Genomic DNA, 11,882 nt, shown 5'->3' on the forward strand with positions numbered 1-11,882 from the left:
ACGATGAGATATACGAGACTGTATCAGTCTATCCGTCATTCCGCACCTAATTAACTGATTTATTTTTCTTGACACCGATCCCCCATTTTGATCTATTACTCATCTTTGGGTGCAGCAAAATGGCTATTTCTACTTCCTCCCTATCAGGGTTAACTATCAAACGCATGGACCATCTTGGTTTAGTATCCGGTATGTGTCGGGAGCTTGGTATCGCTAAGATGATTGATGCGGTTATCCCAAAAAACAATGAGCATAAGGTGACTCATGGAGAAGCCTTTGTCGCCATGCTTCTCAATGGTTTGGGTTTTCACAGTCGCACCCTACACATGTTTGCAGATTTTTTCGCTGACAAACCCACTGAACGCCTGATTGGTCCGGGTGTACAGGCCAAGCACCTAAATGATGATGTACTTGGTCGGTGTCTTGATGCCCTCTATGAAGCAGACGTGTCGTCGCTATATCAAGTCATGGCTGAGCGAGTGGTCGACACGCTGGGGTTAGCCAGTAACGCTGTGCACCTGGATATCACCAGTTTTCATGTCGATGGTGAATACGCTGTTGATGAACAAGATAGCGAGACTAAACGCATTGAGCTGGTTAAAGGTTACAGCCGGGACCACCGGCCAGAATTAAACCAGGTGATACTGGAGCTGATTTGTGAAAATCAAGCCGGTATCCCTGTCTATATGCAGGCTTTAAGTGGCAATACGAATGACCAGAAAGCTTTTGCAGAAGTCACCCGTCACCATATTCAGTGTTTAAAGGCCGCACAACAATGCCGATATTTTGTTGCCGATGCGGCGCTTTATACCGAAGAATCTATCACTGCCCTGGCAACACAGAACCAATTGTTTATCTCACGAGTCCCCATGACCATCAAAGACGCCAGGCAGCACGTAAGCAACGTGACGGAAGCCAGTCTCACTGCCATGGGTAACGGTTACCACGGTTGTTGGGTGGATGCAGACTATGCCGGAGTGAAACAGAAATGGTTGATTCTGCGCAGTGAGCAGGCGACTAAACGGGAGCAGCAGACGCTGGCCCGCAATTTACTTAAAAGCAGTGAAAAAGAGCACAAGCAATTTATTAAATTGTGTAAGCAACGCTTTGCCTGCCAGACCGATGCCGAGACGGCAATGAAAGTCTTTAGCAAGACGTTAAAAACAACCCGCATCAGTGAGTTTGACTGTATAGCCCACCCCGTGTTCTTAGGTAAAGGTCGCCCCAAAAAAGGACAACAGCCAGCATACTATGAATACCAACTCGATGGGCTGATAGCCACCTGTTTGGATAAAGTTGGAATAGCTCAGGCGCAAACCGGGATGTTTATCCTCGCAACCAATGATTGTAGCGGGGAACTCAGTATGCAGACATTGTTAGATACCTACAAATCCCAGCAACATGTTGAGCGGGGATTTCGTTTTCTCAAAAGTCCGGAATTTTTGACATCCTCACTGTTTCTAAAGAAACCGGAAAGGATTGAAGCGCTGCTCATGGTGATGACGTGCAGTCTGATGATATACGCCGCCCTTGAACACCGGATCCGAACGTCATTAAAAGAAAGACAACAATACTTCCCTGACATGAAAAAGAAACCGTCCCAGAAGCCAACGGCACGATGGGTATTTCTGTGTTTTAGTGGGATCCACGAAGTCAGCATTGGTGACTCTCCCCCCGTAATCACAGACAAACAGGAGCGCCAGCAGGTGATCATTGATGTACTTGGCACATTATACCAAGAGATTTATTCCTGAATTTGATGCGGAATGTCGGGTCTATTTGAGCAACAAAAATAAAGTGGCCTCACTGCGGTGGATTCTTGTCGCCAGTAGAAGATTAATGGTCAAACTTACTACACCAGACGTCGTGATCTTCGGCTGCAACGAACAAGCCGCAAGGTCGTTCATGTGAAACGTGAAGTCACGAAAGTTGAGTCGTACACTGATTAAATGGGTTGCGACCTCCTCCTGAAATTAGGAAACGTGCAACTTAGCATGCCAACCAATTTTAACCCTCACTGTGTTGGTAACGTAATGAAAGCATTGGCCGAATGAAGATGTTTGTTGAGCCTGCCGACATTTATTTATACATGGCTATAGTCGACTTTCGCAAATCGATTAACGGTTTAATTGTCGTTGTTGAGCAGAATATGAGCCTTAATTCGTTTCGCGATGCACTGTTCGTGTTTTGCAATAAAAAGCGCGATAAGGTCAAAATACTCTGTCCACTTCCCGTAAACTGAGACAGACAAAATTAGAGTTTTCTGTAATTATTAATGCAGGAGACGACTATGAAAAAATCACGCTATACAGAATCTCAGATCATCGGAGTCTTAAAAGAAGTCGATGCTGGTAGAAAAGTTGAAGAAGTGTGCCGCCAACACGGTATTAGCAGTGCCACTTATTACAACTGGAAGTCCAAATACGGTGGCATGGAAGCGTCTGACGTTAAAAGACTGAAAGAGCTTGAAGAAGAAAATGCCAAGCTAAAGAAGATGTTCGCTGACGTTAGCCTAGAAGATAATGCGATTAAGGAGCTTGTCGCAAAAAAGGGTTGGTGACAGCAGAGAAGCGAGAGTGCGCCAGCATACTAGTTGATGCGGGGCTGAGTATCGTAAAGGCTTGCCTATTTGTTGGTATTAGCCGTTCGACCTTCTACCGCCCCGAACGAGACTGGCGCAAAGCAGATGCTGCTGTCATTGATGCTATCAATGCTGTGCTTGATAAGTCGCCACGAGCAGGCTTCTGGAAGTGCTTTGGCCGAATGCGTTTCAAAGGCTTTCCGTTCAACCATAAGCGCGTTTATCGCGTGTATTGTCAAATGGGATTGAATTTAAGGCGCAGAACCAAACGTGTGCTCCCTAAACGAATAGCACAGCCGCTGGAAGTCTTGGAGCAAGCGAACTACCAATGGGCGTTGGACTTTATGCATGACACTTTATACTGCGGTAAGCGGTTCAGAACATTAAATGTGGTGGATGAAGGAACACGGGAATGCTTAGCCATTGAAGTAGACACCTCATTACCTGCTGGCCGCGTAGTACGCGTATTAGAACAGCTTAAAACTGAACGCGGATTGCCTAAGCAACTGCGCATGGATAATGGCCCCGAGCTAATTTCAGCGACGCTAACAGATTGGTGTCAGAACCATAATATTGAACTGTTATATATTCAGCCAGGCAAGCCACAGCAAAATGGCTTTGTAGAACGCTTTAATGGTTCATTCCGCAGAGAGTTTCTCGATGCCTACTTGTTTGAGAATATCGGCCAGGTGAGAGAAATGTCTTGGTTCTGGCGACTAGATTATAACGAAGAGAGAACTCATGAAAGTCTCGGAAATCTGCCTCCGGCAGCTTACTGAGAAAAACTGGAAAACTCTAACTTAGAGTTGTGTCATTAATGGGGAAGTGGACAACTCTACTGGGATAAAACAGGCATTGCACTCTGGTATGAACGCCTCGAGAAGCAGCGGTTTAAGTGGTCTGTCGATGCGGAATTACAGCAAATGCATATGAGTGAACAGCAACTGCAGTGGCTGTTATCGTGCTACGATGTCATAGGCCATTAGTCGTTGCTCTATAGGGCATCAGGCTTATAACCTGTGATCATAAGTAGCGATTATCGTTCATGAGACGTTATCAATAATTTCGGGTAATTAGTGCCTTTTTGCATGATAATAACGTTATAAATAGTGATATCGAAAGCTTATCTGACCCATCGAAACTTGAAAAGATGTATGCTGAAGAACGTATCAAAGCGTATATTCGCTAGGAAATCATCGAGGGAAAGTTCTAAGGTCATTCCAAAAGCACGAGATGGCAATGGAGTTAGTCAAGCAGCGTCAGTTCAGTGCTCGTCTGGCCAGGGATTGCGTGGAAATAATTCAAAGTTGCCATCGGTATGTGGCAACGCTGTCGAGCGAAAATGCGCTTATTGCCGATTGGTTATTACGGCTAACTGCCCACTACCCATAAACGGTGCGGTTTTGGGCTGTGCTTTTTATGCTTGTGCTACGCGAAAGACTTCAGGTGTAATCACGAATGTGTGTATCGCATCTATAAAGAACTTGAGCTGAACCTTCGTATCAAGCCAAGAAAAAGGCTCATACGAGATAAGCCTGACACACTGAGTGTACCGATAAAACCTAATCAAGTATGGTCAATGTCATTGACGATCATAACCGCGAAGGACTCGCGATAGATGTTAGACTTATCGATGCCAAGTGCCCGCGTTATCCAGTCGTTGGTGCGGACAATTGAATGGCGAGGAAAAGCAGCAGCGATCCGATGTAATAATGGTCCAGAATACGTTTCAAACCAATTAGTTGAGTGGGCAAATTATCAGCGAACCTCGTTATTGTATATCCATCCGGGTAAACCTATGCAGAATGCATATCATATGTAGAAAGGTTTAATCGGACGGCAAGGCATGAATGGTTAGATATGCATGAATTCGTTTCAATTGATGCACAATCGATAGCTACAAAATGGTTATCTACGTACAATAAGGAAAGGCCTAACTCGGTGATTGGCGGTGTGCCGCCAGCCACTATTTTAAAGGCAGCGTGATTATTTTTGGAATCGATGCTAGTTAAAATGGAAGGATTAAAATTGTAACTACTCTTGTTTTTTGGCGATTACAGAGTACTACCAACAGGCAGGTGCTCTCTTCTCACCATTTAACCAAGAGCGATGCATTTATTATATGAATTCGGTAGTCTTATGTACTTCAATTTTTATGGTGGTTTATGTATTTTTCTAGTGTAAATATTCTAGTTGATAATCAGTCATGGATATTACAACATGCGACAATTCTCTATAATAAATTAAAAGAGTTAAATCTAAAGGTAAGGCTTGTGAGATCTCATAATGATTTGGATTATGCTGATGTGACTTTTTTATTGGGCTGTACACAAATTGTTTCAACTGAGAACTTATCTAAAAGTAAATATAACTTAGTTGTTCACGAAAGCGCACTGCCGCAGGGTAGAGGGTTTGCACCTATGGCATGGCAGATTATCAATGGGGTTAACACTATTCCAATATCCTTAATTGATGCTACAGATAAAATAGATGGTGGGAAAATCTGGCTACAAAAACAGATGTACTTAAATGGTGATGAACTTTACGATGAATGGCGAAGCATTCAGGGTGAGTACACTATAGCACTGTGTTTGGAATTTATCGTATCTTATGACACTTTAGTTGCTCAACCCCAGAAAGGTGAAGCTTCATACTACAAGCGAAGAACACCTGAAGATAGTGAACTAGATGTCAACCAATCTATCGCTCAGCAATTTGATTTACTAAGAACTGTTGATAATGAAAACTTCCCTGCATTTATTGATTACCGCGGTAGTAGATATACAATCTTAATTAATAAACAAAAATGAGTCACTTTTTTGATTTATATGTCAGAGCAGATGCATTGAGTGTAATTGAATTAGGTCACACATATAGAACGCTCGTTTTGACAAATACGTAATGCTGCATGGGTGTAAAGCGCATTATTTTGCGGAGCCCATGATAATTATGATTAGAACTGGCTACTAGAGTATGGCGTTAAGCTCCATTCAGGAAAGTCACACACAGAGCAGAACTAGACGGTATTTAAAATAAGACTGGCTACAAAAGCTGGTTAGGTGCAAAAGTATTTATGATAGCAATGAGTTTATTTTGCTTTTGTTTCAATTTCAAAAAGATGAAGCTATTGTACTAATTGACCATGATGGAGTTGACCTGTATTGGGAAAAGCACGTTAGACAACATCGTTACCAGTTAGTAACAATAAATAATAAGGCGTCATGAATCATTTGCTGCATATATGCTCGATAATCTAACATTTAATCGAACGGCTCAAGAGTTCTCAATTTGTGTTAATCATAATAAGCACGTTTTAGCTGGTGCAAGGATGTGCTTTATAGACGATAGCTTTCTTGAATTACAGAAAAAACATTAAATAGACGAGGTAAAATAACGTCAGTTAGAAATGTTTTGGTAATGTTTGGTGGTTCAGGACCATTAAACGCGAATTCAAGTCCGAAGTGCACCACTCGCTAAATTAGGTTGCATCGAGTAATTTGTTAAAGACGACTTCAGGCTGTTTGTAACCGAAGCACTCTCTTGGTCTCAAGTTCAGAGGTGCCCAGTTCAATTTTTAAATAATCTTCAGGTTGACTAAACCTTTTATTTAAAATGGCTCATCTCTTTCAGTACTTTATACATAACCTCTGCTCGCTTCCAATCTTCGGGCGTATCAATGTCCTGAACGATATATGAAGGAAGCTTAAACATCTGCGAGTTTTCCGAAAAGATTTCTTTCGAAGAATCAAGCCACGTAGAAGTGTGAGCAATATAAAGCTGACCCGCGTCATGGAAGGTATGCGGTAAATCTTGGGAGCGCTTATCGATATTTTCCGGATCAAATACGCGAATTTTACCATCCTCATTTTCAAGTAAGGCTCTTTGGATTGGAAACGAAAATTGATTTGCAGTAAATAAGTAATCAGGTTTACCTTGTTGAAACAGTGCAAAAGCTTTTTCGATAATATCGCGCGTGACAAAAGGAGCGGTCGCATAAAGACATAAGCAATTTTCAACCTCATTCCCAAGAGCTATATATTTAGTGATCGCATCACGAATTACCTCGGTTGTTCCTGTCATATCGTCAGCAAGTGCTTTATTTCGAATAAAAGGCACCTCTGCTCCCAATTCAGTGGCAATTTCCGCAATCTCAAAGTCATCAGTGGATACAATAACTTTTTCAATAACGTCAGTTTCCAATGCTGCTTTTATGGAGTAAGAAATAATTGGCTCGCCGCAAAAGCTGAGAGCATTTTTCCTTGGAATGCGTTTGCTACCGCCTCTAGCCGGTATTATTGCTATGTTCATAAAAGTTGGCTCTTTTGGTTAAAGATTGTGATACGCTCGCATTTACAAATAGAAAAAAGTTGAAGAAGTTACTTTTCAAGTTCGTCTAATAATGTCTTTACTTTATTGGCGACAAATTTAACTTGTGAAGGTTTTAAACTAGGAAAAATAGGCAACGTAATTGCCTGTTGATAATATAGCTCTGCGCTTGGTAAATCCCCACATTTAAACCCTAAAGCTTTGTAATATGGTTGAGTATGAATAGGAATGTAGTGTACGTGCGCAAGTATTCCCTCGTTTCTAAGGGATTCAATCAGTTCCTTTTTTTTCACAAAATTCAAATTAGTTACACGAATTACATAAAGATGATAGCTTGAGTAGCTCCGGTTGTTGACTATTAGTGGATAAATTTTCGGGCAAGACTTGAAAAGCTCATCGTAATTTTTAGCTATGGCATTACGTTTACCTATAAATTCAGAGAGTTTTTTTACTTGGCTAATACCCAGCGCTCCTTCAATATCGTTCATTCGGTAGTTATATCCGAGACTTATTTGCTGGTAATACCAAGGCCCATGAGAAGGTTCCGTCATTGACTGTTCTGTATTGGTTACGCCATGGCTTCTGCCCATCCGCATTGATTCGGCTAGTGCTGGATTATTTGTCATTGCCATTCCACCTTCCATAGTGGTTATAATTTTTACTGGATGAAAACTAAAAACGCATATGTCGGAATATTCGCAACTACCTACAAAGCTGCTATCGTATTTTGCTCCCACGGCATGAGATGCATCTTCTATAATTCGAAACCCATAATGGGAAGCAAGAGTCGCTATACTCTCCATGTCACACGATTGCCCTGCAAAATGCACGGGAATGACGACTTTTGGTAAAGTGTTTGTCTTTTTTGCCTTTCTCAACTTGCTTTCTAACGCAGTGATACACATGTTGCCGGTTTCAATATCAATGTCTACAAAATCAACGATAGCATTGCAGTAAAGAGCGCAGTTTGAAGAGGCTACAAACGAGTTGGGAGATGTCCAAACTCGATCCCCTTCTCCCACCGATAGTGCCAGGCAAGCCAAATGTAACGCTGACGTAGCGCTATTAACCGCGACAGCATATTTCGCACCGCAGTATTCGGACATCGCTTGTTCGAACATAGGAACTGTTGGGCCTTGCGTAAGCCAATCAGATTTTAGTGTTTCAACAACTGCTTTGATGTCTTCATCATCTATATGCTGTTTGCCATAAGGAATCATTACTTCTCTTCCCGATCAAACGAAGAGATTTCATCTACCGTAAGGAAATGTGGGTTTGTGTCTGAAACGTATTCAAAACCTTCAATCACTGCATTTCCTTTTTCTCCGAGAGCGTTAGTCTTAAAATCATTACTTCTATTAAAAAACTTTATTGCTGGTGCAATGACATAATGGTCTTCATATTCAAACGTATGGAATGCCATATCACCTGGGCACATCATCTCGTGAAGTTTCTCACCTGGACGAACACCTACAATTTTAACCGGAATTTCTGGTGCCATGGCTTTTGCTAAATCTGTAATTCGGATAGACGGAATCTTTGGAACGAAAATTTCGCCGCCGAGCATACGCTCAAAGTTCTTTAAGACGAAATCCACCCCTTGTTGAAGTGTTATCCAAAATCTCGTCATATTCTGATGTGTAATAGGTATATGATCAGTGCCTTCCCCTATTAAGCTTCTGAAAAAGGGTACAACGGATCCTCTTGACCCAACTACGTTACCGTATCGAACCACCGAAAACCTGGGTTTCCTCGCCCCCACCATATTATTGGCTGCGACAAAAAGTTTGTCAGAAGCTAATTTAGTCGCACCGTAAAGATTGACAGGGTTAGCAGCTTTGTCTGTAGATAATGCAATCACCTTGCTTACATTATTGTCGATTGCGGCGTTAATAACGTTTTCTGCACCATCTATGTTGGTTCGAATACATTCGGTAGGATTATATTCGGCAGCCGGAACCTGCTTCATAGCAGCAGCATGTATTACAAAATCAACACCTTGCATAGCTCTCGTTAGGCGATCCCTATCCCTAACATCACCAACAAAATAACGCATGCAGTTAGAGTTAAACTTTTGTTGCATTTCAAATTGTTTTAATTCATCACGAGAATATATAATCAAACGTTTCGGTTTGTACTTAGCTAAAAGTGTTTCGGTATATTTGTGGCCGAACGAACCTGTTCCACCAGTAATCAGTATTGATTTGCCATCGAACATATATATGTCACTATTTTAACACCTATGACAATAAATATATCATGAGTCGACTGCATTGCCATAAATCATTAGTTTTTAAATCAAAATTGAAGTTTATAAAGTTGTAACATTTGCCTATTTTAGTAAGAGAAAAGCCTTATTGGAGGGATAGGTGACAGCACAATTGAATAGATTATAAGCAGTATTGTGTTATAGTTTACACAGTAAAATTCTGGAGGATAGCCTTATGCAAATAAACAACGTTGGTTCCTCGTCGTTATTAGGTCAAATTCAAGAAAAACAAGAATCACTATTTGAAAAGTTAGCGTCGGGTAAAAAGGTAAATAACGCTATCGATGGTGCCTCAGCTCAACAGATTATAGAACGCTTAACCTCTGAGGTTGAGGGAAAGCGCCAAGCAATTACCAATGTGTTTGATGGTATTTCTTTTACCCAAACTGCAGAGAGTGGGCTGAGTAATATTAATTCAGACGTTGAAAGAATAAGAGAGCTAACTGTCCAGTCTGGTAACGGTATTCTGAGTGCAGCAGATCGCGATGCGATTCAATCGGAAATTACACAGCTGCAGAAAAATATTTCTCAGACCATAGAGCAAACGAATTTTGCAGGAAGGCCACTTCTATCAGAAGATGATTCAATAAGTTTTCAAGCTGGCGTGGGAGCGAATCAATCTATTAGCGTGGATACACAGAATGTAGCTTCTGAAATTGATGGTATTCTTAATATCAATATTACTTCCGGTACTAGTGTGAATGATGCACTAAGTGCGGCAGACCAAGCCTTGGAGTTTATTGGAAGCGCTCGAAGCGAGCTTGGTGCGACACAGAATCGCTTTGAGAGCGTGGCAAGGGTTTTAACTCAAGGCGATATAGATGCAGCAGAATCTCGCGGTAGAATACAGGATTTAGACTTCGCACAGGCTACTTCTCAAAGCGTTATTAATAATATTCGCTCGCAAGCAGCACTTACTGTACAAGCTCAGGCAAACATACAGGAAGGTCAAGCGTTAGCATTACTAAGTTGATAGATTGTTTTTTCTCAGCGTTAAACGGTGAGTCCGCAATGTTGCTTACCCTAAAATTTTCTACAAATTAACCAAAAGAAGCAGGGTAACCTGCTTTTTTTATTGCTATATTTCCGCAAACATTGGTTGCAGAGTTATCTTTTACCGTTACAATTTGCTTATGCGCTACACTATAAATAATAACAAAGCGTCATTGGGGAATAGATGAAGGACATATTGCTGGTTAGTGATAATCAGGAACTTATTCAAAACTTGGAAACTATCGTTACCTTCATGGGAGAGTCGTGCCAGTCACGAGGCTTCAGTGAATGCGAGCGATACCTCCATGAAAGTGGTGCAGACGCCGTGCTTATCGAGTACCGCTCGCCCACTGCAGTAAGTAATCTGGTAGAAAAGTTTCCACACATACCGTTCGTCGCTTTAGTTGAGAGTAATACACAGGCATCTGCAAGCTGTAACCTGGTTAGTGTTATCGCAACACCATTAACTTACCCAGTTTTAACGCAGGCTATACATCGCTGCCAAGAGTACTCTAGACGCAAACCCGGTTTATCTCGTGCGGCAGGCACGAAAACCCGATTGTTCAGAAGCCTTGTTGGCAAAAGTGAGCAAATCCAAATTGTGCGGCGCTTAGTTGAGCAAGTCGCACCGACCGACGCTACCGTATTGATTTTAGGTGAGTCTGGTACGGGTAAAGAGGTGGTTGCACGTAATGTTCACTTTTTATCTGAACGTAAAGACGGTCCGTTCATTCCGGTAAACTGCGGCGCTATCCCAGGCGAGCTGCTAGAAAGCGAGCTGTTTGGTCATGAAAAAGGCGCCTTTACTGGCGCCATCAGCGCGCGTAAAGGGCGCTTCGAGCTAGCCGAAGGCGGCACATTATTCCTTGATGAAATCGGTGATATGCCCCTTCAAATGCAGGTTAAGTTATTACGTGTGTTGCAAGAACGTATGTTTGAACGGGTAGGTGGGAATAAGCCCCTTCAATGCAACGTACGCATTATAGCTGCGACGCACCGCAATTTGGAAACCATGATCAGTGAAGACAAGTTCCGTGAGGACTTGTATTACCGACTCAACGTATTCCCAATCGACAGTCCTGCACTTAGACAAAGAAAAGACGATATCCCCTTACTACTCCAAGAGCTAAATAGTCGTATCCAAGGCGATGGGGTGGAAGGTGTGCGCTTTACCGAGCAAGCGGTTGCCTCGTTAATGGAGCACGAATGGGCGGGGAACGTTCGCGAACTTTCAAATTTAGTTGAGCGATTAACCATTCTTTACCCTGGGCAAATTGTTGATATTGCTGATTTACCCGAAAAGTATCAGTACGGTGATGTTCAGGCGTACGAGCCTGATTATCCAGAAGAAATTCTTGAGCGTGAAGCATTCAATGCACTCTTTGCTGAAGCGGCCGCGCAAGAGCCAGAAGAAGACCTTAACGAGCAAAACCACGAGGGTTTCAACGGAATGGTTTCTTCATCTTTACCTGAGGAAGGGGTTAATCTCAAAGAGTACCTTTCTGAGTTGGAAGTAAATCTCATTCGACAAGCGTTAGACAATCAAGATTGGGTGGTGGCTCGAGCTGCCGACAAACTCGGAATGCGTAGAACAACGCTTGTTGAGAAAATGCGGAAATACGATATTCAGCGCACTGAAGAAGCGTAATGTCAGGTAATTGACGTTACGCTTTTCTTTTAAATTCTTCTCTATCTAATTGATAAATAAGCCAA

The 11,882-nt window shown here is 42.1% G+C and carries 10 protein-coding genes and 1 pseudogene; 8 read left to right on the plus strand and 3 right to left on the minus strand.

What is annotated here, in order from left to right; genetic code table 11:
- Nucleotides 1-119: 119 nt before the first annotated feature.
- The 6 genes and pseudogenes from MADE_RS05380 (at nt 120) to MADE_RS05400 (ending at nt 5,391) form a co-directional block, all read left to right on the plus strand.
- Nucleotides 120-1,754 (plus strand): IS1634 family transposase, encoded by a 1,635-nt coding sequence (locus MADE_RS05380; RefSeq protein ID WP_012516695.1) that lies wholly within the window; start codon nt 120-122, stop codon nt 1,752-1,754.
- A 335-nt stretch (nt 1,755-2,089) separates the two neighbouring features.
- A complete protein-coding gene (gene tnpB, locus MADE_RS21160; RefSeq protein WP_417871231.1) occupies nt 2,090-2,242 on the plus strand; it encodes an IS66 family insertion sequence element accessory protein TnpB in 153 nt (50 codons plus the stop codon).
- Between the two features lie 48 nt (nt 2,243-2,290).
- A protein-coding gene (locus MADE_RS05395; protein ID WP_088123849.1) for an IS3-like element ISAma2 family transposase occupies nt 2,291-3,360 on the plus strand; the annotation gives its coding sequence in 2 pieces (ribosomal slippage) (nt 2,291-2,543 and nt 2,543-3,360; 1,071 coding nt in all).
- Between the two features lie 75 nt (nt 3,361-3,435).
- Nucleotides 3,436-3,567 (plus strand): IS66 family insertion sequence element accessory protein TnpB, encoded by a 132-nt coding sequence (gene tnpB / locus MADE_RS21165; protein WP_080663259.1) that lies wholly within the window; start codon nt 3,436-3,438, stop codon nt 3,565-3,567.
- A gap of 140 nt (nt 3,568-3,707) precedes the next feature.
- Nucleotides 3,708-4,567 (plus strand): annotated as a pseudogene (locus MADE_RS20845) (integrase core domain-containing protein); the annotation flags it as partial.
- A gap of 179 nt (nt 4,568-4,746) precedes the next feature.
- Nucleotides 4,747-5,391, plus strand: a complete 645-nt coding sequence (locus MADE_RS05400) for a formyltransferase family protein (RefSeq protein ID WP_012517655.1) — start codon at nt 4,747-4,749, stop codon at nt 5,389-5,391.
- A gap of 793 nt (nt 5,392-6,184) precedes the next feature.
- Here the strand turns inward: MADE_RS05400 and pseF are convergent.
- The 3 genes from pseF to pseB all read right to left on the minus strand — a co-directional run bounded on the left by pseF (nt 6,185) and on the right by pseB (nt 9,125).
- Nucleotides 6,185-6,889: a pseudaminic acid cytidylyltransferase gene (gene pseF / locus MADE_RS05405; RefSeq protein WP_012517656.1), complete on the minus strand. Its 705-nt coding sequence runs from the start codon at nt 6,887-6,889 to the stop codon at nt 6,185-6,187.
- A gap of 68 nt (nt 6,890-6,957) precedes the next feature.
- Nucleotides 6,958-8,127 carry a UDP-4-amino-4,6-dideoxy-N-acetyl-beta-L-altrosamine transaminase gene (pseC, locus tag MADE_RS05410; RefSeq protein ID WP_012517657.1) on the minus strand — a complete coding sequence of 390 codons (1,170 nt, stop codon included), beginning with the start codon at nt 8,125-8,127 and terminating at the stop codon, nt 6,958-6,960.
- Nucleotides 8,127-9,125 carry a UDP-N-acetylglucosamine 4,6-dehydratase (inverting) gene (gene pseB / locus MADE_RS05415; RefSeq protein WP_012517658.1) on the minus strand — a complete coding sequence of 333 codons (999 nt, stop codon included), beginning with the start codon at nt 9,123-9,125 and terminating at the stop codon, nt 8,127-8,129. Before pseB ends, pseC begins: the two co-directional genes overlap by 1 nt.
- A 226-nt stretch (nt 9,126-9,351) precedes the next feature.
- Here pseB and MADE_RS05420 point away from each other — a divergent pair, with 226 nt between their 5' ends.
- Both MADE_RS05420 and MADE_RS05425 read left to right on the plus strand, forming a co-directional pair.
- Nucleotides 9,352-10,149 carry a flagellin gene (locus tag MADE_RS05420; protein WP_012517659.1) on the plus strand — a complete coding sequence of 266 codons (798 nt, stop codon included), beginning with the start codon at nt 9,352-9,354 and terminating at the stop codon, nt 10,147-10,149.
- 204 nt (nt 10,150-10,353) lie between these two features.
- Nucleotides 10,354-11,817 (plus strand): sigma-54 dependent transcriptional regulator, encoded by a 1,464-nt coding sequence (locus MADE_RS05425; RefSeq protein ID WP_012517660.1) that lies wholly within the window; start codon nt 10,354-10,356, stop codon nt 11,815-11,817.
- Nucleotides 11,818-11,882 lie beyond the last annotated feature (65 nt).

The sequence above is a fragment of the Alteromonas mediterranea DE genome (genome assembly GCF_000020585.3).
In the GTDB taxonomy this organism is placed as follows: domain Bacteria; phylum Pseudomonadota; class Gammaproteobacteria; order Enterobacterales; family Alteromonadaceae; genus Alteromonas; species Alteromonas mediterranea.

What these genes read in the sequence shown, in the direction of transcription:
- MADE_RS05400 (WP_012517655.1), top strand. Translation starts at nt 4,747, where the DNA reads ATGTATTTTTCTAGTGTAAATATTCTAGTTGATAATCAGTCATGGATA.
- tnpB (WP_417871231.1), top strand. Translation starts at nt 2,090, where the DNA reads ATGGCTATAGTCGACTTTCGCAAATCGATTAACGGTTTAATTGTCGTT.
- pseC (WP_012517657.1), bottom strand. Translation starts at nt 8,127, where the DNA reads ATGATTCCTTATGGCAAACAGCATATAGATGATGAAGACATCAAAGCA.
- MADE_RS05420 (WP_012517659.1), top strand. Translation starts at nt 9,352, where the DNA reads ATGCAAATAAACAACGTTGGTTCCTCGTCGTTATTAGGTCAAATTCAA.
- pseB (WP_012517658.1), bottom strand. Translation starts at nt 9,125, where the DNA reads ATGTTCGATGGCAAATCAATACTGATTACTGGTGGAACAGGTTCGTTC.
- MADE_RS05425 (WP_012517660.1), top strand. Translation starts at nt 10,354, where the DNA reads ATGAAGGACATATTGCTGGTTAGTGATAATCAGGAACTTATTCAAAAC.
- MADE_RS05380 (WP_012516695.1), top strand. Translation starts at nt 120, where the DNA reads ATGGCTATTTCTACTTCCTCCCTATCAGGGTTAACTATCAAACGCATG.
- pseF (WP_012517656.1), bottom strand. Translation starts at nt 6,889, where the DNA reads ATGAACATAGCAATAATACCGGCTAGAGGCGGTAGCAAACGCATTCCA.